This is a genomic window from Truepera sp. (assembly GCA_032027045.1).
In the GTDB taxonomy this organism is placed as follows: Bacteria; Deinococcota; Deinococci; order Deinococcales; family Trueperaceae; genus JAAYYF01.
The window spans coordinates 2,703,778-2,725,456 of sequence record JAVSMU010000001.1 but is presented as its reverse complement, the minus strand read 5'-3'; the positions used below and the strand labels follow the sequence as shown (position 1 = coordinate 2,725,456).

The 21,679-nt window shown below is 60.3% G+C and carries 14 protein-coding genes and 1 other annotated feature; of the genes, 3 read left to right on the top strand and 11 right to left on the bottom strand.

Features of this window, described 5'->3' with window-relative positions:
* From ROY82_12310 to ROY82_12265, 10 genes are all read right to left on the bottom strand, one after another.
* On the bottom strand, nt 1–2,526 hold the full coding sequence (locus tag ROY82_12310) for a PglZ domain-containing protein (GenBank protein MDT3683242.1): 2,526 nt from the start codon (nt 2,524–2,526) through the stop codon (nt 1–3).
* Nucleotides 2,523–4,385 (bottom strand): DUF262 domain-containing protein, encoded by a 1,863-nt coding sequence (locus tag ROY82_12305; GenBank protein MDT3683241.1) that lies wholly within the window; start codon nt 4,383–4,385, stop codon nt 2,523–2,525. Before ROY82_12305 ends, ROY82_12310 begins: the two co-directional genes overlap by 4 nt.
* Nucleotides 4,382–6,256 (bottom strand): hypothetical protein, encoded by a 1,875-nt coding sequence (locus tag ROY82_12300; GenBank protein ID MDT3683240.1) that lies wholly within the window; start codon nt 6,254–6,256, stop codon nt 4,382–4,384. The genes ROY82_12305 and ROY82_12300 overlap by 4 nt, the downstream gene beginning before the upstream one ends.
* Nucleotides 6,253–8,100: a hypothetical protein gene (locus ROY82_12295; protein MDT3683239.1), complete on the bottom strand. Its 1,848-nt coding sequence runs from the start codon at nt 8,098–8,100 to the stop codon at nt 6,253–6,255. The genes ROY82_12300 and ROY82_12295 overlap by 4 nt, the downstream gene beginning before the upstream one ends.
* Before the next feature lie 44 nt (nt 8,101–8,144).
* Nucleotides 8,145–11,777 carry a BREX system P-loop protein BrxC gene (brxC, locus tag ROY82_12290; protein ID MDT3683238.1) on the bottom strand — a complete coding sequence of 1,211 codons (3,633 nt, stop codon included), beginning with the start codon at nt 11,775–11,777 and terminating at the stop codon, nt 8,145–8,147.
* Between the two features lie 23 nt (nt 11,778–11,800).
* Nucleotides 11,801–12,376, bottom strand: a complete 576-nt coding sequence (locus tag ROY82_12285; protein MDT3683237.1) for a DUF1788 domain-containing protein — start codon at nt 12,374–12,376, stop codon at nt 11,801–11,803.
* Complete coding sequence (locus ROY82_12280; protein ID MDT3683236.1) at nt 12,357–13,145, bottom strand: DUF1819 family protein; 789 nt, start codon at nt 13,143–13,145, stop codon at nt 12,357–12,359. Before ROY82_12280 ends, ROY82_12285 begins: the two co-directional genes overlap by 20 nt.
* Nucleotides 13,142–13,651 carry a BrxE family protein gene (locus ROY82_12275; protein MDT3683235.1) on the bottom strand — a complete coding sequence of 170 codons (510 nt, stop codon included), beginning with the start codon at nt 13,649–13,651 and terminating at the stop codon, nt 13,142–13,144. Before ROY82_12275 ends, ROY82_12280 begins: the two co-directional genes overlap by 4 nt.
* Before the next feature lie 312 nt (nt 13,652–13,963).
* On the bottom strand, nt 13,964–14,683 hold the full coding sequence (locus ROY82_12270; protein ID MDT3683234.1) for a CBS domain-containing protein: 720 nt from the start codon (nt 14,681–14,683) through the stop codon (nt 13,964–13,966).
* Nucleotides 14,684–15,325: 642 nt separating this feature from the next.
* Nucleotides 15,326–16,480 carry an ADP-ribosylglycohydrolase family protein gene (locus tag ROY82_12265; protein ID MDT3683233.1) on the bottom strand — a complete coding sequence of 385 codons (1,155 nt, stop codon included), beginning with the start codon at nt 16,478–16,480 and terminating at the stop codon, nt 15,326–15,328.
* A gap of 111 nt (nt 16,481–16,591) precedes the next feature.
* Between ROY82_12265 and ROY82_12260 the strand changes: the two genes are divergently transcribed.
* The 3 genes from ROY82_12260 (at nt 16,592) to ROY82_12250 (ending at nt 19,132) form a co-directional block, all read left to right on the top strand.
* Nucleotides 16,592–16,912, top strand: a complete 321-nt coding sequence (locus tag ROY82_12260) for a hypothetical protein (GenBank protein ID MDT3683232.1) — start codon at nt 16,592–16,594, stop codon at nt 16,910–16,912.
* Nucleotides 16,870–17,001 (top strand) — a sequence feature (AL1L pseudoknot). It overlaps the preceding gene by 43 nt.
* Entirely contained in the window at nt 16,924–17,865 is a 942-nt protein-coding gene (locus ROY82_12255; protein ID MDT3683231.1) for an IS3 family transposase, read from the top strand. It overlaps the preceding feature by 78 nt.
* Nucleotides 17,866–17,995: 130 nt before the next feature.
* Nucleotides 17,996–19,132 (top strand): glycosyltransferase, encoded by a 1,137-nt coding sequence (locus tag ROY82_12250; GenBank protein MDT3683230.1) that lies wholly within the window; start codon nt 17,996–17,998, stop codon nt 19,130–19,132.
* A 305-nt stretch (nt 19,133–19,437) separates the two neighbouring features.
* On the opposite strand, the gene ROY82_12245 is transcribed toward ROY82_12250, so the two are convergent.
* On the bottom strand, nt 19,438–21,324 hold the full coding sequence (locus ROY82_12245) for a right-handed parallel beta-helix repeat-containing protein (GenBank protein MDT3683229.1): 1,887 nt from the start codon (nt 21,322–21,324) through the stop codon (nt 19,438–19,440).
* Between the last annotated feature and the right edge of the window lie 355 nt (nt 21,325–21,679).

Below are 21,679 nucleotides of genomic sequence, written 5' to 3'. Positions count from 1 at the left end.
TCACTCCACGTAATCCGTTTCAAGTGCGAGGCTCGTGTAGGCCGCCATAGTAGTTGGGTTCAGCGCCACAATCTTGAAGGCACCGCGGAAGTCTTCGTCCATGCGCATTACTACCTGCGTGCGCCTGCCAGGCACCAGAGTAACGGCCCGCGAGGCTGGGTTAACGTCTCCGCCTGGGCGCGGCTCACCGACTACGTTCCCCTTGGTGTCTTGGGCTTCGAGGAGGATCTCTAGGCTCCTGTCTTGGGAGAACATGTCCGCTATAAGCGTTACATCGATGACAGGAACGCGCGTCGTGACTCGGTTGGCACCGTTCTTGTAAGAAACCTCGACATCGACGCGGCGGGTCTGTGCCGAGTCGCTCGAGCTAAGGCGAGCTACCAGGACCGGCACCACAGCCTCCTGCAGAGAGGCGCCACCGTGGAAGTAGAGATGCCCCGAGCGGTACGAGACCATCCCGCGTGGCATGGCCACCTGCGCGAAATCGCCCTTGATACCGAGCTTCTCTGCGCCGACAACCAGGTTGTGCCCGTCCGGCGTACCATCGCCCAGCAGCATGCGGTCGTGCGCGTTCACCAACCAGTTGCCCTGCGGCTTCATGCCCACGTCACCCGCGCCCGACGCCGCATTGAGGAAGAAGCCATGGTCAGTGACAACGATTGCCTCCTGGAAGCCCATACCGCGGAGCTTGTGGATTGCCGCGCGGATCCATCTTAGGGTGGCGGGGATGAGGCCCAGGGTGGTCTCGGGGTTGGTCTCCAGCTGCTTGTCGATTTCGGTCGAACGCAGCACCAAGAGGTCCACCGATTCCGCGACCTTGGTCTTGCTACGCGAGAAGTCGGCGAGAGTGAGCTCAGCGAACCGGTCACCGTAGCGCTTGGATAGGTAGCCCATGCGCTGCTGAACGTTCGTCACGGGGTTCTCACCCAGGAACGGAGCCAAAGCGCCGTTCGCCTGCCTCAAGGTGAGATCTGCATGCGCTCCGGGCAGCAGGCTGGCCATGCCCACCGCCGTAACGCTCGGCAGTTGGGCGTACGCGGCCTCGAGTTCGACCGGGCCGTCCTCAGACAACATCTTCTGCAGCGCGACACCGAGTTCGTAACGCAGGGCGTCGACCATGATGTAGGCGACCTTGCGCCCGTTGTCCTTGAGGGGCTCCGCCACCAGGCGATCGAAAGTGTCGGCATTGGCGTTGAGGCCCGAGGGGGGCCACCCGGAACCGTCTAGGTGCTTAACGAACGCACCCTGCACGACTTCGATGAGCTTCCCGTACCTGGCCCGGGCCTGGTCGATGACCTCCTGCATGAGTCCGTACGGGTCCAGCAGGTCACCGGCCGCCTGCTCGAACTCGCGCTGCAAACGGTCTGCTTCTCGCAAGTTGGACAGGTAGAAGGAGATCAGATCGCCCTGCGTCCGCACGAGGGCCGGCAGTTGCCGCTCAAGGTCCTCGCACGATTCCACCAGGCTCATGCCGGCGCGTACAAGCTCCCACTGTGCTTGGCTCTCGCCGCTGCCGGCCCACACCGAACCCTCGCGGGTGCTCAGCACTCGACGGGTAACGTCCAGGTCGCCGTTAGCCAGGCCTCTGATCGCTGCCTGCATAAGGCTGCGCTCTTCGAACGGGAAGGTATCCCGCGTGCCTAGGTCGTCGATACCCTCGCAGAGCTCCTCGAGATGGAGGTCCTGCTCGATGGCTTGGGCCCGTTCGATGTAGTCCGCGCGGCCGAAAGGGTCGGTACGCAGCTGGGTACATACGTCCTCGATGACCGAACGGGCGGTGTCGGGAGCATGTGGAACGCCTTGCAAGGCTTCGGGCAGCGCCACTGGAAGATCGAACACGAACTCGCTGAAGAGCACGTACCGCCACAGCTCATCGGCGATGGTCAACCACGACTTGCTGCGCGTCTTCAGGTCGAGACCGATGCTGGCGCGGAGGAACTCGCGAGCCTCGTGCTGCCAACCTTCGTGCGACGCCAAGGCATCACGCTGATGCACGGTTGGCGCCAGTAGGGCGCGGAGGATTTCCCTCGAGGACTCGGCTTTCAGGCTTGCCCGCAACTGCGGCCAATCGACGCCGCCGCCGATGGCATCGATGACTGCGAACGACGGGCCACCGGGAGTCGTGTCGAACACCTTGCGGATCTCGGTAGCGTAGTCCGGCTTAGAGCGCAGGCAAAGGCTCAGGTACTCGTCACCGTCGTCCTGCGGGAACATGGCGCCGACTTCCGCATAGACGGCGAAGGGGTCATCCTGCTTCTCATCTTCCGTTCGCGGCGCCTTCGTGGGAACGTACACCAGCAGCCCTTCCAGAGACGAACCTTGCCGGCCGAGGTCGCGTAGCGTAGCCAACGCCTGTTCACGACTCTCGATGCTGCTGGCAGAGGCATCGACCACGCACAGCTCGGCGCTAGCCAGGCTGAGGCACACGTCGCGGTAGCGCTCATCGGCGTCGTACACAACCAGGCAACCTGTCTTCTGCAAGCGTGGGCGCAGGACAAGCTCGCGGATGAACTCGACGATGCTCATGCGATGTACTCGGACGTCCCCGTGCTCTTGTCGCCGAACCGACTCCAAAGACCGTTTACGTCTACTTCTTGGCCTCTGGTAAGCGCTTCGACAGCGATCAGAACCAGGTTAGCGCGATGCCTCAGGAAGGTGTCGAAATCAGGGCTGAGCTCTTCCCGTAGCGCCTCGCCTTCCAGGTCTGCGTAACGGGCTCGTGAGAGCAAATCAAACGAGATCAGATGGGAACGAAGACGGTCTTGCACCACATCGGCATCGGCCCAGTCGATACGCTCTTGGAGGTATTCCAGCGGATCCTTACGCCCCAGCATCCGGTTGGTCTTCCAGGTTATGAGGGCGCAGTTTAGTGCTACGTCGGGGTCAAGCTCAGCTGCCTCTAGCAACGCCACTGGGAAGACGTGGTGGTACTCGCGGTTCTGGATACTCTCGTATGAAGCGCTCTTGTGATCCGCGAAGTCGATAGCGCCGAGGCGCGTCGTTACGGCCAGGATGCCCCGGTCCAAGATACCGGCAGACCTTGGCCACCCTGCGCCCATCATGGCATCGACGTCGGCAAGGGGGTGCTCCGAACGGTTCAATACCGGTACAGAGTCGACCTCCTCTTCCGTGAAGCCCGGAGAGCTCAGCAATGCCTTCAAAGCCCGGAAATCGTTGAAGGCTCGAGAGGCCGCCGAGTTCTCATATCGGTCTGTGAAAAACGCCGACCAGAGGTAGCGGCGCAACAACTTCTCCGCTTTGCCTAGGAAGTCTCCATGATCGGGGATTGAATCGTAGGCGGCAGCGATGACTGCGAGGACAGCATTGGTGGGCAGCCGGATAGAGTCGAACACTCCTTGGCCCTCTAAGAACGAGGCCATCCGCTCGAGTCCGCGCTGCAGCTTGGGCCAGTACTCGAGGAGCAGGCCTTTATCCATCTCGACCATGCCACGCGTGTTCGGAAGCTTGTCCTGTAGTAGCGCCGAAGTGGTGAGAATCAGGTCTGAAACTTCCCCGTATCGGCTCGCTTTGGGGCATGCCTGATCTAGGCTCTCTACAAGTGCGTGCAGCGACTTACCGGCCACGCTTTCGACCTCGGCGACGATTATGTCGTAGAGGGAAAGCGGCTTACTGTTCGTGTTCATGTTGATGAACACCTGAAGGGCCACGTCCTTGCTGGTATCGGCCGGCAGCGAAAGATAGGGCAGGTTGAAGTGCGTTACCCGCTCGCGCATCGTGGTTATCTCCGCCTTTATCTGGCTCTTCTTCTCGAAATAGGCCACGTACTTAGTGCCGACATCCGGGTCCTGCGGTGAGGGTTGTAGGGGTGAGGTAGCAGCATCTATCCACCTATCGATCTCGACGGCCATATCTCCCGGCCGCAGAAGCGAGATCGGGATATAACCCCTCCTCAGGCACTGCGCTGGCTCGTCGGCCCACCTAGGCATCCGGTGACCGTTCTTGTTGTTCCAGCGCCTTACGAACCGCACCTCCAACGCATCAGATGAAGGGTCACTACTTTCGGCCAGTTGTGGAACGAAGACGAAGTATGTCTCTTGCTCGTAGTTGTTGTGGATTGCGCGCCAGAACGCTGTCAGCCGCTGCTGACCGTCTAGCAAGTGCTGAGTGACGGTTCCCGGCTTCTCCGGCTCGGCCGTAACGAGGTAGCGGGAGGCGAACTTCTCCTTACCGGCCACCTCAAGAGCAAGCGTTACCCCCACCGGCAAGTTATTGATGATGGTGTTCAGGAAGCTTGCAATCCGCCAGCGATCCCACGCCTCGAAGCGCTGGAAGCGCGGCAGCTTCACCCTTCCTTGCTGAATGTCCTGGAACCAAACGCCTAACGTGCGGTCCTGGGCTTTGCTCGACTGCTGCAAGATGCTCACTTGCTCGGTCCCCCACTCTGTCCACTTCGCCTGCTCGAAGCGGGCTCGGGCTCTTCGTAAAGATCCTCTAGCCCGTGGGCCATGGCGAGCGACTTATCGCTCCGGCACGTCTCCCGCACCCGCTCCGGCCAGTAGTTCATCGCCAAATGCGCCCAGTCGTAGTCGCCCTTCTCCAGCTTCGCCCACGTCTCCTTCAACACCTTCTGCCATGCCCGGTGACGGAACAACGACCACAACGGCGCCGCGCTGATCTGCACCCCATCATCATGCTTAGGCTTGTAAGTCGGCGCGAGCCTCAGGAGCGCATCACGCAGCTCGATAAGCTCCAGCTCGAACGCTTGCAGCTCCTCGAAGCGCTTCTCCTCAGCCCGCGACCGCCCCGTCCCCTTCTCGCGCAACGCTCGCGCCTCAGCCGCAACCTGCCCAAGCTTCGGCTCCACGAAGTCGTTCACCGCTCTATACAACGTCTGATCCGACAGGCTAGGGTAGTACAGCCACAGGGTGTAGCTGCCCGAAGCCGTGGACAACGGCCAGTAGATGGGCGCCTTGCGCCGGCTCTTCGAGTACCGCTTCAGGTGGAACTCGAAGAATTCACGCCCAAGCCAGCGCCGCACCTCGTCTGGCACGGCCACATCCACCCGCACCAGCACCTCCTCCACCAGACGCGCCAAGTCATGCGGGTGCCCCGGATCATCGACCAGGATGCCAGCTTGCGCGTGGAACGGCTCCGCTCCCTCCTGCAACATGCCCGGGCTCCGCGCCGGCAAGGGATCGAACGGCTCAGGCTCAGCCGGCGCCGCCCGCTCGCCCGTCGCCAAACGCCAGTCGAAGCGCCCGAAAGCCACCCCCACCGCCCACGACAACAACCCATCCACCGGCGGCGCCTCAGGCTCGGAAGCTTCCTCCTCTTCGTCAGGCTCCTCATCCGAAGCCTGACCCCCACCTACCGACTCCAACGCCGCCAAACGATCGGCCGCCGAGAAGCCGTAAAGGTCGAACGCTATCTCATCGATCTCCGCCTGAATATGCGCCAACTCCGCCTCGATCGCAGCGGGATGGAACCCCCCAATACGCCCCCGCAACGCCAACGGCAACAAGAACGCATGCGACGTCTCCGTCGTCGTATCCAAAGCCCGCTTCAACGACCACGCACGCCGAGCCAAAGCGGCCAACTCCACTTCCTGCTCAGGCAGCAGGTTAGGAACCGGCGTCCGCTGAATAACACCAACCTCATAAGAGCCAAAAGCCATCTGCAAAGATACAAGTAGACCGAAAGCACGGCTATTCGCAGTGGCGAGCAGCGCTAGCAATGCAGGATGATCGTCTTCTGCTACAAATATACATGGGCCCTTGTGTCCGAAAATCGAATTCCTCGGTAACGCACGAATACTCAACCCGCTCTGCGTGCGCAGGGGCCAGGTCAATCCGGGGCGGAAGTAGTACCCAGGATTACGAATTACGCTCCCAGCGAACGAGGATAGCTCTGCTCCTTCGGCCTGCCAGTTAACCACCAGATAGACATCTGCATAGAACCGTGAGAAGGCGCCTCCCTTAGCAAATGAGAACCACCCTTCATTCCCAACATTGGCTAAAACCTCCCACCAACCACGCACGAATCGAAAGTCATCCGCTGTGGCTAGTCCTTGCTTAACCGCTCGGCTGTCCCCTTGAAACAAAGGTAAGCGACGGAAGGCCTCACGCACCTCTTCGCCAACCCAATACGCAAAGGGCTTGCCGGGCACCGCATCAAAGGCCTCTGGCTGCACAAAGAACTTTCTTGTGTCTCTATTGCCAACCCGAAGGCGTTCGCTTACCGCTGCCAGCGCCAATGCTTTGTCGTCTTCACTCAGCAATCTCAAAAAGTAGCTCACGCGCGCTTCTCCAGCACATAGGCCGCCGCTTCTACCATCGCGTCATCCATCACCCCATGCCCTAGATCGGCCATGACCTCAGGATGGGCGATGCCTAGCACCACTTCCTCTCGCCACTTCTGGTAGCTCGAAAGGAAAAAGCACGTGCGCGAGGTTATGGCCCCAAGGCGCCCTCCAGAACGCATCAACTCAAGGCCTCGTTCGACCATGATCGCTAGAAGGTCGTTCTTACTACGCGGATAGGCCTTGGTGAGATGCGCCTTCGCCCCCGCGGGTAGCGCACCGAACGGCGGGTTCATAAGGACAACATCGAAGACCTCGCGGCATAGGTCGATCAGCCGAAGCCCCTGCATCGCGTCCTGGGCGAAGAGCCGTCCCTGGAAAGTAGATTGTGAAGCCTGCGCGAACTCTGTTAAGGCGGTACGGAGTCGCGCCTCGGCTTCGCTCCAGCGCTCGGCGTCTTGCTCTTCGTAGAGTTGCCCGTGCTCTCCAAAAACCTTCCGGACGAGCCTAGGAATCTCTTGCTCCACCCGTAGGAGCACTCCCATCTCGGCCACGTCCTCCAAGAACTTGAGGCTCTCCTCAAACAGCGTCGCGTCTCGGGAGTCGAGGGTGGCCGCTACCTGCTCACGAAGCGCCTTCTCGGCAGGCGGGGCGATTGCAGCCACCACGTTGCCATGGCCGACAGCCGGACGTTCCTTAGCCTTCACGCCGGCTTGATGCCACGCACGCTGGGCACGAAGCCAGAGCGCCAACGAGGCGATCTGAGCCGCTCGCGGATCGATGTCGACACCGTAGAGGTTGTGCTCGATGATGAGCCTGGGAACGTCCCGTAGGAATTCGGCTTCATCAGCGTAGGTGTTGCTTATAGGCCCGAAGTCGGAATCTGGATGCGTCGAAAAATCAAGCGATCCCGGTCCGCATTCTTGCTCCCAATCCCACGCTTCCTTGTAGATCTGCTCGAACAGGTCGAAGGCGTATAGGCCGAAGTGCATGGAGCCGCACGCCGGATCAAGGAGCTTCAAGGTCCGTGGGTCTCTAAGCTTCCTTGTGGGTGCCGGCTCCTCGTCAGGGGTCACCAGCAGGTACCGGCACCGGTCACGCAGCTCGGTCTTGCCTCTAGTGGCGTTGAACCACAGCCGCCCCAAGGAGTTGTCCACCAGGAACTCCACCACGTAGCGTGGCGTGAAGAACTGGTTCCGTACCGCCAGTTCCCGACTGTTCCTGGGCGCCTGACTCGCCTTGCGCATCGCGCGGCGTTCTTCGGCCGAGTTGAAGTACTGATAGATCCAGCCGATGGTCTCGTCCTCGGACCATAGCGGCTCGATCTCTGGATTATTGATAAGGTCCAGCAACTCCAGTAGCGTCGTTTCACGCGGGAAGAGGCGCCCCTGAGGCGAGTACCGGTCGAACAGGGCCGGCATGTCCTGCGCCAGCTCATCGAACACGCTGAACAGGTATACACGGTAGGCCTCACCGGTCTCGCCCAGGCCGCTACCGGCAAGGCGAGAGTACAGCTGGAATCCCATCGCCCTGAACCCGTTGCCAACCGACTCAACCAGCAAGCCGCGGGCCTCAGCCATGCGCAACGCAGCAAGCCGGTTGAACACCGTGAAGGCCTGCTCGCGCACGATGCGGTCCAGCCCTTGCGCCGCGGTCGTGCCGCCGCCAGCCATGTAGTGGGCGAGGGTGGCCCGGAGGATGCGCGCGGTCTCGCGTTGCGCGTCGTCAATGTGGCGCAGGCTGTCGAGCTGAGCTAGCGAGCCAGTGTCCGGGTCTAAGCCGAAGTCCTGCCGTAGCTGACGCGCGAACTCCTCTTCGAGCAGAGCGCGCGCCTCGCCCACGAGGCGCTGAAGGCGGTTGCGGGTAGCCTGATCGAACGCCATGGTCAGTTACCACCCTCATCGACCGAGAAGCGGATGTCGGCCTCAGCGTAGAAACCCATCTGGGCCTTGATCTCATTGAGAGTCTTGATCACCGAGTCGAGGTCGGCGGCGGTAGTTGCCTTCGCGGGTACCTTCACGGTCTTCGACAGCTTCGAAGGCCCCGTCTTCCCTTCCTTCTCCCGCTCCTCCTCCAAGCGCGCACGGAGGCGTTCCTGGCCCTGCCGCTGGATGGAGCGTTTCAGGTCCTCTACCGTGCTGCCGATGTCGTAATCACGCGTGAGCAGCTTCTTGAGGCCTGCAAGGTCCTGGCTTACCTCGATCACTAACGATTCGAGGTGGGCTACCGCGCCGGCTCGCTCCGTTTGGCTCAGCTCCTCCCAACCTAACGTCTTCTCCAGCTCCTCAGCAGCCGCCTCTATCCTTGCTTGCTGGCGCTCCGACAACTTCTCAACTGCCTCGCGCACACGCGCCTTGAGGCTCGTGAGCTGCGAATGAAGGTCGTTCGCATGATTGAAGAACTCCTCGGAGGCCAGTCGCTCGGACAGCGCCTCTAACTCAGGGGCTACCTCCTGCCGTAGCTCTCCGGGGATTCCGGTGTCCGGCAGGTTTCCGATCTCCGATCGGTGTACTTGCAGATCCCTCAGAACTTCTTCCAGCCCATCCCGAAGCGCACTGTTAGCTTCCTGGGCCCACGTGAGGTTGTCGTACAGGGACGAAGCCTCGGCTCCCAAGAGCGTGGGAGCGTCCGAGGCGTCCGTAAACAGCAGATCGGCGATTTCGGAGTTCAGGCTACGGACACGTTCGCTGCCTGTCACTCCTAGACTGTTGAGTCGCTCTGCCAACGGTGCGTAGTCGTGCTGGAACTTGAGGAAGCTCTTTGCTACCGCTTTGCTGATCTCCTGCTCTAGCGGCAGGATCGTATCGCCCAACAGGTCGGTCAGTCGTACAGCGGCCCGGCTCAGCGTCTCGTTGGAAGGACGTTCATCGCGCAGCGAAATCCCAATGTTTTTGAAGGCGTTGTTGCTCTTGAGCGCCTCAACGGCCTGTTGCCCAGCAGCCGTGACCTCCCGCCCGGAGACCTTCAGCTTCAATTCGCCCGCCATCAGCATGGCGGCGAGAATGTAACGGGTCGTATCTGGCGACCAACCGAAGGGGTCGTTGCTGAAGTGGTCGAGCAGCCGCTTGCCTTCGACGGAGCCGTGCTTCTCGAGGTAATCGCGGATGCTGACGATCGCCTTGTGGTCGGTATCGAACTTGGGCGAGCCCGCGCTCGTTTGCACTAGGCTCAACGGGTCCAGCGCGCTCGTGATGGCGGCCGGGTTAGCGATCTTCAGGAACTTCTCCGCCACATCGGTGGTTACGCGCACCGGGGCTTCGACGTACCGGTCGAAAACCTGGGCCGAAACATCCGACAGAAGCTTCTTCGAGGCCTCGAGGAGGTCAGTGTCCAGCGCCGACACCGCGGTGGCCTGACCCCGGAACACGAAGGAGCCAGCCTGCAGCGTCTGCTTGATCTTGCTCTGCAGCTGTGTGGCGAGCCTCGCAGCGCGCTCGAGCTGCCCCGCGCAGTAGTCCTTGACCTCCTGGTCGGGTTCGTTGCGGTGCAGCTCAACGATGCGGTGGCAGCGGTAGATCTCCCCGGCTAAGTCGTCGAGTTCTGGCCCTACGCGGGCGAGCAGCCAGATGGAATTCCTCTCGGAACGGTTGCGCGACTCCTCCACGAGCCGGCTCTTCGCGGTTTCGTACTCGGCCGGCGGCACCGCCTCGACGATGGTCTGGATGGTGTTCTGCTCGCCAGCGAGGGCGCTGGGCCCGGTGGCCCCCAGGACCTTCAGGCCTGTGGCCACCGTCATCGAGCCCTGATGCGTCACGCGCGGTAGCGGGTCGAACGTCGCCCGGAGCGCCTCGTTGAACACCCGCCTGACCTCCACCGTGCGTAGCGGGATGGCTCCGCGTTCCTGCTCGATGTCCCGGAGCTTCTCGCTCAGGAATACTAGATTTCCGTCCTTCTCGCCCAGAGGCACGAGCGGATCGTTGAGGAGCTCCTGTACGGCCGCCGTCACCGCGTCGAGCTGCGATTGTGCGTCGACGGAAGGATGCATGAGGCTAGCCACGTTGTGCAGCGTCACCGGGAGGTTGCCGAGGATCTGCAGAACTGCGACCGTCTTGGCCACGTCGTGGTGGATCTGCGAGTCTGGGAAGCGGATCTTCACCTTGCCCACGGCTTGGTGCACGGAAGCGAAGGCGCGTTTGATGTCCGTTTCGAGCTCGTCATAGAGCGTGACCGACGTAGCCAGCCAACCTACCGGCTGATCGGCCATGGCTCCGCTGCCGCCCTCGCCCCTAAGGACGTCCTGGATGACCTTGATGGCGGATCGGAGGCCGATGCCCCCAGTGGACTTCGCGAGGGCGCCTAGCAAATGGAGCAGGATGTCGAAGTGCGCTGGCAGGAAGGGATAGAGGTTAGTGAAGGTCTCGCGCGTGAAGTCCGCGTCGTAGTACTTCGCGTCTTGCAGCCTGGTGTTGTGCCGTAGGGCCTGGCCTTGGGTGTCAAACAGGCGGCACAGTTCCGTCTCGCCGGCCGGCGACTTACCCAGCAGGCGACGGTAGACGATCTCCTTGATGTCGCTCGACTCGAGGTCGATCTGGATCGGGAAGCGGTCCTTGAGCTTGAATAGCTGAGGCGAGTTGAGGCTTGCCCGCGGGTCATCCTCGGTGAGCGTCTGCTGCGCGGTGCAGACGAGCCACGCCTTGCCTTGGCCGAGCTGCTTGAGGTTCTTCGCCAACCCATCGAGGTTGAGGATCAGGTTGTCGCGGGAGGCAACGTACTGCCCGACCTCGTCGATGACGAAGATGACGTTCTCCTTGCCGCTCTTCTCGCGGATGATGTCGAGCATCTCTTGCACGCGCTCGGCCTCGAACTGGGAGAACCCCTCCGTGTTAGTGGAGAACGACTTGGCGTCTGGGAACAGCGTCGGGTACATCTCGTGTGCGATCTGGGGCACGAGACCGTCGACCACGAGGGGGTCATTCTGGAGCTCCTTCCACGGTACGCCCGGCAGCGCGGCGGCGAGCTTCTCCTCGAACTCCTGGGTGCGGCCGTCCTTCTCGATTCTGCGCTCGAGCGCTGCTACCTTGACATTTCGCGAGTAGCCCGCCCACTGAAGGATCTTGTAGTGCAGGACGGTGGAAACGTCCGCCATCGTCGACCCCGCCAGCATCTCGCTTGCCAGGTCCAGCATCACTACGGCAGATGGGAAACGCTTCACGACGGAGTTCAGCAGCGCTTTGGATTGTGGAGTTCGTAAGCGCGCGTGTAGATGCTCGACGAACGGCGCGCCATCGACGGTGATCGACTCGTCGAAGGCGAAGCCCAGGTACTTGGTGAACGAGCTCTTGCCCGAGCCGTAGAAGCCCGAGACCCATACGCCGATCTCGTTGTTGCCGCCGGTGTCCATCGCGAGCTGCATGCGATCGAGGAGCTTACGAAACTGCTCGTCGATGTTGTCGGTGACTACGTACTCGGAGATCTCCGCCTTTAGGCGATCTTCCTGCGCCGCGCCGTAGGTGATTACCTTTTCGATCGACCGGTAGATGTTCTTACTAGGGTCGAACAGCGTACTGATGGTCGTCATCTCTACTCCCCCGAACTCGCTGATCAGCCGCCGACGTGGACGGAGCGGTAGTTTCCGTCGTCGGGGTAGAAGCCAAGGAACTTAAGCCTGGTCTTGCCGGTCCGCACGCCCGGGTACAGGAAGACGGTAGGTACGTTGAACTCGCCCTGTAGATGCCCCTCGATGGCGCCGATGCGGATGTAGGGATGCAGCGCTTCGAGGTCCGTGACGAGCAGCAAGCCCTTTGGGTCCTCTTGCATCGACCGGAGTGCAGACTTCAGGCTCTCGACGAGTCGGTTGTCATACGTAAGGGCATTGGCGAGCGAGTCGTTGGTCCTTTTCCAGTTGAGTGGCGCCTGGCGATCCATCTGGAGCCATAGGTTACGTCTGCCATCGGCCTTGAGGATGCGGTCGATCTCCTCCGCCATCGATAGGGTCTTGACGTTCCAGCCGTCCTGCTTGAGCCTCGAGATCCAGGCTGGCGTCTGGCGTTTCACCGCTAGAACTTGCTTCGGTGGGAACACCAGGTAGTAGATCGGTTCGAAGCTGGCATGGTTCAGCTCGCGACCCTGCCGGATTCGCGTCCGGAGCTCGTCGAAATCAGCCTTGAGCGAGTACATCGCAGAGCGCCTCCATTCCACGGTGCTTCCAATCGATCCGCACCACGTCACCGGCTGCCTGGACGATGAAGTGGCCCTTCAACGAGTTGCGCTTCAGGGCCTCGAGAACGTCCTGACGCTCCAACCCAAACAAGCTCCAGTCCTCATGCGACAGGAGCGTGTTGTCCCCGATGCCCTTGAAGTGGAGGTCGTAGGCGAGGTAGGTGACCACGTCCGGTTCGATCGAGAAGGAGCGTAGGGGCCGGCCGGCAGTTGACGGCGGCCCAAGTAGCCCGAAGTCAGTGCAGCATCCGGTGAGATACCTCCCGACGCGCATCACCTGTCCGTCGGCCCAGCGGGAAGGCGTCTTGCCGTCGTCGATCGCCCGCCAGATGAACGTCTCCGCCATAGCCTTGGTCAGGAATGAGGCTGCCGATTGGTATGCCGGCCAGTAGACCTGTCTGACGAAGTCCGCGAAGATCCGGTTCGCGCGCGCCGTGTAGAGATAGAAGAGCTGCTCGAGCTGAGAAGCAGGCAGGGCGGTGACCAGATGTTTTAGGGCCGATGCTGGTTTGCCATCGTCGGTGAGGTATCGGTTTCCGAAAGCCCGTACGACGATATTGCGGAGGCGGTACGCGGATATCCGTGACAGGGCCCCAGACTCCAGAATTACCTCGTAAAGTTCAGGTGCGCTCATGGGAGGCTCCCAGGCATCCAACAACACCTTCGTTTCGTCTATTAGGCCCAGGCCCATGGCCAGGTTAGTGTCGTACTTTATACTTGCTGTCACTGCTTGCCGTCGAAGTATGGGAACACTTGCATCCCGTGCAGGAACGCACGCAGATAGGACCTTGCAACCGTAGTAATAGCCTCTGGCTCGAATAGCTGGTGCATTTCCCCAACGAGCATGGGGCCTTCGGAAGAATCCCCATTGGTCGCGCCAGAGATATCACGCAGCGTCTCTAATGCTTCGTCCTTACCACTAGGCGCCAACGAGGCGACCTCAGACCCTGCTACGCGCTTCAACTCGGCTAATAGGTCCTGCTCGAGTTCCTCTGGCAGCCTAAATAGGTGGAAACTTCCCACGCTCAGGCGCTCGTCATGGACGCGCCGACCGGCTTCAACCACACCATGATATTGGGCCCAGAAAGCCGTCTTTGGAAACACGGGCTCCAGGAACTGTTTACTTGCGGCCTCGAAAAACGCTGTGGACCACCACGCGAACTGAGCGCGTTCTCCTAGATAGGACACGGCCAGCCTAAGCTGAAGAAGTCGCCTGAGATGAGGCTCGTTCATGCATCGTCCTTATTCATCATCACGTATTTCTGTCTACAACCCACCAGCTGTAGCCTCCGATAATCATTACCTTTCGCTGCTGACAACGTTATGACAGGCCGTGCCCCGAGCATGATGGGATCCTAAGATCATCTACATGATCTCATGAATATGCGACAGGCAATGACGCAGCCTAGCCTCTGGACGTACCCAGGGCAAACACTCGAAACCCTATAGATCTCAGCGCGCCGCTGAAGTGGGCCAACGTCGTCCAGTCTAGGGCCTCAGAATCTGGCACCTAGAATCACTTGGTTCCCAATCGCAGACGCTCGATCAATCCACCATTCGATTCGTCACGTCCCAGATTGTGATGATGCCTAGCAGCGCCTCAGACGCCCTGCCGTTATGAGTGATCAAGACTGCCTCTAGTTCCGGGCGCTGACGGAAGTGGTCAAAAGCCTCAAGGACCGGTGTGTCGTGAGGCACGAAATGGTAGTTAGTTCTGCTTTCTTCGAAGCCTAGAATGCTCGACACAGGTATCTCGGAGAGATCAGTTAGAGGATCTTCATCAGCTAACCAGGCTAACCAACGCATGATTCCATTTCCGGTAATGAGCCCTTGAAACCCGTCGCTGCCGACAATTGGGAAGAACGTCACGTCCCTTTCGTGAACTATCCTTAGGAGGTCGGTAAGCGGTTGATCTGGGCTAAAGGCTGCCACTTCAGTTCTGAACGTGGGAGTGACCCGCTTAGGCCGGGCCAGAGATTCAGCGATTCGCTCGATACGATCGACCGTGTCTGGATGAGGCACAGCCGCAACGAATTCTGGGCGAGTACGGGTATGAACCAGGAAGTTTCTGATTTCGGCAAAGGTACTCATAAACGGTTCATGTGCTTGCCACCAACCTTGGTTCCTAGCTAAGGCGCGCGATGCCTCCCGGAAAGAAACCTCCGCTCCAACTCCGGTTCTCTTCCGCACCTCACCTTCCACTACATTGAATGCATTCAAGAATCGATCGACTCGATTGGATTCGTCGTCCGTGATTCTGGGCATAACTTACTATTGCCCTGATGCCCTGAGCGCGACGTCTAGATAGCCTCTTCCGCCGACAAAGTTCTTTGCTGAGGCTCTTGCGTCGGACAGCATCTTCACATTCATACGAATGCAAGAGCTGGTCTTGGCGCTACTAACCTGAGACCACGGGTTGCAACTGAGCAAGAGTGGGCGTGACCCACTTCATTGATAGCGGCAAGGGGGACTTTCTTGCGACTTATGCATAAAGCCAATTCGGTGACGGGCAAAGTAGATGTGGTTCCCGAACACTGGACTCTGCAAGCGAACCCGGTGACGGGCGCTTTCGAGTTTGCTCCGGTAGGTAGCAAGCCAGTGAAGAACCCAGTAAATGGGGAATGGGTGCTACGACTCCGGGGAGCGGTGCCAATTCTAAACCCCATGACAGGCGAGTACGAGATGGGCGAGGCTGGGTGGACACCTGTATTCAACAGCGTGACAGGTACGTACGTGATGAGGCCTCGGGGGTCGGTAATTAGTTGACGTGGCCATCCAGACCGGAATATAGAAATCCATTCTCTCTGCTTCCACCAGGCTCAGTAGAATTCTTTCTGAGAACTTTTCGAGTAAACCCTTGCAGACCCTATGCGCTTCCTTCCTTCGTTAATCGGTTACTTTAATTTCCTACTCCTCGAAGACCAATTGATCCGCGAATTTCTCAATGCGGTCGGACAGCGCAAGCAACTCCACCCATCTATCAGGGATCCCGGTGGCACCGTAGTAGGCGCCCGCCATCTGCCCGTACACGGCGCCAGTGGTGTCAGCATCATCACCCAGGTTCACCGCCAGTAATGCGCCCTCCTCGAATGAGCTGCTCCTCGCAAACGCCCACAACGCCGCCTCCAACGACGCCACCACGTACCCACTCCCCCGAATCTCAGGCGGCTCCTTACGCAAAAACGACCCACCCGCCACCTCAGCCACCTCGTCGCACAGCGGCCCCTCCTCCCACGAACCCGGACTCGGCGTGAAATAAGGGGCGAGCAACTCCTCCTTGCTAGCACCGTTGATGGCCCCAACAATCAGGCCGGCCATATAGCGGCAGGCGTCCACGCAGGCCCGGGCGCCGTGAGTGGTGCGCGAGCTCTCGCCCGCCAAGCGGATCGCCTCAACCGGATCATGTGCAAACGCTATTGGCATAGGCGCCAAACGCATGATGCTGCCGTTACCCGCCGAGTACCTATCGGTCGAGCCCGAGAACGGCTCGCCCGTCTGCTCAAAGCGCCGCAAGGCCGCACTTGTGGCGTTGCCGATGTCAAAGCAGTAACCCTTGACACTGAAGTGCCCCTCGCGCCACCACCGCACGTACCGCTCCATCTGATCCAGCAGATCGAAGCCCCCCTTCTCCACTAAGCTCTCCGCCAGACATAGGGCCATGCTCGTGTCGTCGGTCCACTCGCCCGCCTCAAGGTTGAACGGCCCGCCACCCACCATGTCGGTAAGGGGTTCGAAGGTGCCGGGCTGCTTGAACTCCAGGGTCGTTCCCAGGGCGTCGCCAACAGCCAGGCCGAGCAGGGCGCCGCGGCTGCGGTCGGCAGCGTCGTTTAGCGCCGCTGAAGAACGCGCCGGCACATGTTCCGCGGCCACCACATTGGGGCTCCTGGGCGCCAAGCGAATGCCTGCCTCCCGCACGTACGCCTGCTGGGTATGGTTCTCGACCGCGCGCGGCTGCGCTTCACGCACCAGGCGGATAGCTTCGTCGGGTGCGTGCCCGAACGTGCACAGCGCGATGGAGGCGATCGTCCCCGTGCGGCCCTGCCCGCCACGGCAATGCACCACTACGCGCTCGCCCGCCGCCAGAGAGTTTCGAACGGCCTGGACGAGTGCCGATACTGAACTGCCCTGGGTTTCGTAGAGGCTCCGTTCTCACGCGAAAGGAGAGAATGGAGCATGCGATTGAAGTACGACCAGGAAACCAGGGAGCGGGTCATCCGGGTGTTCTACGAGCGCCGCGAAGCAGAGCCGCAGGAGGCTGCCAGGGCGTCCTTGCGGCACCTGAGCGATCTTGTCGGCGTGCCGCCCGATACGATCCGCGGCTGGGTCGATAGGGCGCGCGTTGACGCGAAAGAGAAGCCGGGCGTGACGACGGCCGAGCGCGAGGAGATCAAGGTGCTGCGCAAGGAAGTCGCGGAGCTGAGGCGGGCGAACGAGATTCTGAAGACCGCTTCGGCGTTTTTCGCGGCGGCGGAGCTCGACCGCAAACTCAAGTAGTCGTCGCTTACATCGACGCGTACAAGGCGCGCTTCGGGGTCGAGCCGATCTGTGAGATCCTCAACGAGATGGAGATCCAGATCGCCCCCAGCACGTACTACGCGGCCATCAAGCGCCCACCTTCAGCGCGAGCCCTATCCGACGAGCGCCTGGTGCCGCTGGTGCGGCAGGTGCACGCCGCCAACTACTCCTGTTACGGGGTCAGGAAGATGTGGCACGCTTTGAACCGCTTGCAGCACGCTCTGGGACGTGATCAGGTGGCGCGCCTCATGAAGATGGCTGGGGTGCGGGGCCGCTCGCGGCTCAGGCGCGTGATCACCACCAAACGCGCAGCGGGCCGTGAGCGCTATCCCGACCTGGTGCGGCGCGAATGGGATAACGGCGCGCCGGATATCGTGTGGGTCGCTGATTTCACGCACGTCAGGACCAGCGAGGGAACCGTGTACGTGTCGTTCCTGCAGGACGCCGGCAGTCGGCGCATCCTGGGTTTCACCATCGCCAGCAGCCAGAGCGAGGATCTCGTCCTGAAGGCGGTGGATCAGGCGGTGACCGCGAGGCGCCGCTTCGATTCGCAGTTCACCGGCGAGGGCGTCATCCATCATTCCGACGCTGGCAGTCAGTTCACTGCCAATGCCTTCACCAGCGCGTTGCAGGCGGCTGGCGTGCAGATCAGCATGGATGGTCGAGGCGCCTGGAGGGACAACGTCTTCATCGAGCGTTTCTGGTGGACGTTGAAGCACGAGGAGGTCTACTTGCGGGCCTACGACAGCGTGTGGGAAGCCCGGCAATGCATCAGYAAYTACCTGGACTACTACAACGCTGACAGGTTCCATTCGAGCYTGGAGGACCAAACCCCRRTCGAGGCTTACACCCRCTCGCTACCAGCRGCYAAGGCAACGCTACTGCTGCCGGGACCGAGCCAACCCCAAGCGCAGGTCATGAGCCTGTGCTAGAACTTAAGAACCAAGAGGAACTGTCCAACAGGCGGGGTCCACCGCTTAGTACCTGTCGGTAGGTACGCCGACTTCCCATTCGAGACACGAACCAACGTAGAGAGATGTAACCCACATGGCGATTCCTCCGGTGATCGAGAACAACCTCAAACCCCGCATCACGTTCGTCATCATCAGCCTATTCAAGGGTGGTGCTGAGACCCAAATGGTCAGGCTCGCGGTCGCCCTAGCCGATCGCGGCTGGACCGTCCGGATCGTGACCTTGATGGACCTCAATGACTATGGAGGCGTCCTGAGCGAGAAGAACATACTGGTTGATAGCCTGGGAATACCCCGTGGTAGGTATGACCCACGCAGCCTACCGAAACTCGTACGGCTCTTTCGGAGGCACAGGCCAGATATCGTGTGTACTTTCTTGTACCACTCCAACGTTCTCGGACGCGTGGCCGCGCGCCTGGCGGGCGTACCGGTCGTCGTGAGCTCGATCCGGAACGCCGTGTTCGGCGGTTGGCTGGCCGACAAGCTCATGTCGATGACGGACAAACTCGCCACGAGGACGACCACCAATTCTGAGCTTGCCGCTAAAGCGCTACTGGAACGGCGCGTGGTTCGGCCCGAGAGGCTGCAGGTGATTCGTAACGCAGTCGAGCTCAGTGCGCCGGGGTCCGAGGTGAAGTCACGGGACCAGCTCGTTGGAAGGGCTTTGGGCTCGACGTGGTTGTGGCTCTCCGTCGGTAGGTTGGAGCCGCAGAAGGCGAACGAGGTCGCCATGAAAGCTCTGGCCAGGTTGAGGAAAGAGGGCAAGGACGTGCATTTGGCGATCGCAGGGAGCGGCTCTCAAGAAGGTGAGCTACTTGCGCTTAGGTCGGCCCTGGACCTGGACGACAGCGTTTCATTTCTCGGCAATCGCAAGGACATCGGAGAGCTGATGGCTGCGTCGGACGGTCTAGTACTGGCCTCCCGCTGGGAGGGGCTGCCGAACGTAGTACTGGAGGCATGCCTGGCCGGTTTGCCGGTCGTGGCAACTTCAGTAGGCGGTGTAACTGAGATCATCGAGAACGATCGAACGGGTGTCGTCGTAGTTCCTGACGACGAGGAAGCGCTTGCAGATGGAATGCGGCGACTAATGCAGCTTTCACCTGAGCAGAGAGCAGAGATGACCAGGACGGCTCGAGAGTACGTGGAGAGCGCCTTCGAGCCCCAAGCGGTGATGGACGTTTGGGAAGGGTTGTTCGAAGAACTCCTGGATGGTCGTCGGCGCCGCTGATGCGCCTGAATGGGCAACCGGTGTCTTGCATCATGTTACCCGTAGCTGAAGCGGACGCCACCGTAGTTCGCTAGGGCCCAGGGGGAGTAGGCCTAACACCGACAAGCAGCAGCCAGATCGGAGCGCATATGCGGGCACTCACGCCGCTAGCGTTTCAGAACGAGTTCCTAGATCGTGCCTGCTTCAATCTTGCTGTGCCCTTGACTAGGTTTGAACCGCGCTCCAGTTGGCCCTTGACGGCGGCTGATAAGTTTGTGAGCGAGCCGGAGATCGGGCGTCCGGCTCGCTCACAAATGCTCGAGCAATTACCTAAGGTTGGAGATCACTTCCGCCAGTTCGGCCATTCCAAAGGAGGGGTTGTTCACAAGCCCTGCAATCGTCATGGGGTACTGAAGGGCACCCAGGTCTGGAGCTGAACCTGAGAAGGGCAGCCCTACATCGGTGCCCGCATTCCTGGCCGGACTACTTTCGGCGAGGGCAAGGAATCCGGGATTCGAGGGTGATGTGCTTGCGAACGTGGGGTTGCGAATGCCGATATCCCAACTGTTGTGGCTCGACGAGGCGGAAGCGAGATCTAACCGTGTCGTGTCCGACAGGTTGTTCCTCAAAGTGGTGGACCTGTCTCCTTGGAATGCCACTCCGGCGTTACCAAATGCCGTGTTGTTCAGCATTTGCACGTTGCTTCCGCCGTTACTCGTGAAACCCCGAGACCTGTTGTTGAACGCTATCGAGCGTTGAACGATGGTGTTGCTCGACGAAACGGGCCCGCCCAATTTGAACCCGTTACCATCACCTTCAGCTAGGCGACCGTTATCGAAGCTGATTACGCTGTCAATTAGTGTATTGGTGGACGTCCAAGCGTCTATGCCATCGTCGGAGTTGGAGTAGGTAACCGTATAGCGGATGATGTTCCGGTCCCCCGACGAAATACCGATGCCATCAGCGTCCTCGCCGGCTTCTCCACGGGGGTTCTTCTCGTCGACGTTATCGTAAGTGATGATGTACTCCAATACGTTGCGACTGGAGTTCATCAACTGGATTCCCGAGCCATGGTTGCCGTGCGTGATCAGGCCATAGAACCGATTGTCGTTCGAGCCCTGAACAAGTACGCCCTGTTGAGGGCTGTTCCTCACTTCGAAGTTCGCGAACACGTTCCACGATGCGTCTCGTACCCATACCCTGTCACTGGCCGACCCACGCCTTAGGCCCGAGCCATCGAAGATGGCCCACTCACCCGGATATGAGGCCCAGATTATTGGTTCGGTCCTCGTTCCGGATCGAGTGAAGTAGTGGTTGAGCGGATAAACGCCTCCCCGAAGGTAGACCACGTCGCCTGGTCGAACGATGCTGGTTGCTGCTGCCAGCGTGAGAGGTGAGTCAACGCTCCTACCCGAGTTGTTGCTCGAGCCCGATGGCGACACGTAGAGGGTGGCCTGTGGCACTTCAAGCCTGGGCGCAGGAGCGGGCTCGGTGGGCTCCGTAGGTTGAGTTGGTGGTGTGGGATCGCTCGGCTCTGCCACTGATTTCTCCGGCATGTAAGCCAGGTCAGAGAACTCGGCTCTTACCTTCGGCAACTCACCCTCAGTCTCAGGGTTGGCGGTTACAGCCAGTCCTATCAGTACTGGCCCATCTAGGTTCAGCGTTACGCGACCCAGTTCACTCCACGCCGTTCCGTCTGTGGACAGTTCTGCGATGAGATCATCACCAGCTCGGGTGAGCCGCATGAATGAGCCAGGCTTCGTCGCGGAACTGGAGTTCTCGACCCTCGTGGACGCACCACTACTATCTCTGGTTTGAAGCACTGAGCCATTTGAACCGCTTATGTGCAGCAGTGCATTGGGAGCATCGTCTTCCAGGTTCTTCCGTATCATGATGCCGGCTTTGCTCCACGGGTTGGCGGGATCGAAAGAGCTGAGCCTGACCGATAGCGAGCCGTCGGCCTCGAGTTTGGTGTAGTAGTAGACGAACTCGTCTCTCGTGTTCCAGATGTCATGCCCAGAGGCGGTGATCGAGATGTCTTCTACCGCGCCCTCGCTCGTTGCTTGGACCTGAATGGGCGCTTGGCCACCGGCGATTTCTGCATCGCTATAACCAACGGCAACCCACGACCAGGCCGTAGTTTCTAGGCCGCCACGGCCGTTTGTCGCAGACAAGTCTTGTGTACATGAAGCGAGTACGAACGCGACAGCCAACAGTACTAGTGAAATTGGGATACCTCGACGTATTGGCTGCTCCGTGTTCGAGCTAGAATTCCCCAATCGCGAAACTCGGGAAATCTTCACCGGAATCAACTCCTGATTTTACCGAAGCAACCATCTTCGAATTAGGGCCGGTTGCATCACTGGCTCCACGCTTCCCATGATGCCCATCTCGGGATTCAGCGTTTCATCGCCGCCTTGCGCCCATCAGACGCTGTTTGCCCTCAGCACTGCCAAGGACGTCAAGCTGACCTCTCGGTCAAGTCTTGGGGGCCAGCCTATCCAGCCATCATGAGAAGCCAATCTACTGGGAGTGAGAATCCGGAGGTGAGGGTTCGGTTGCGGGTCT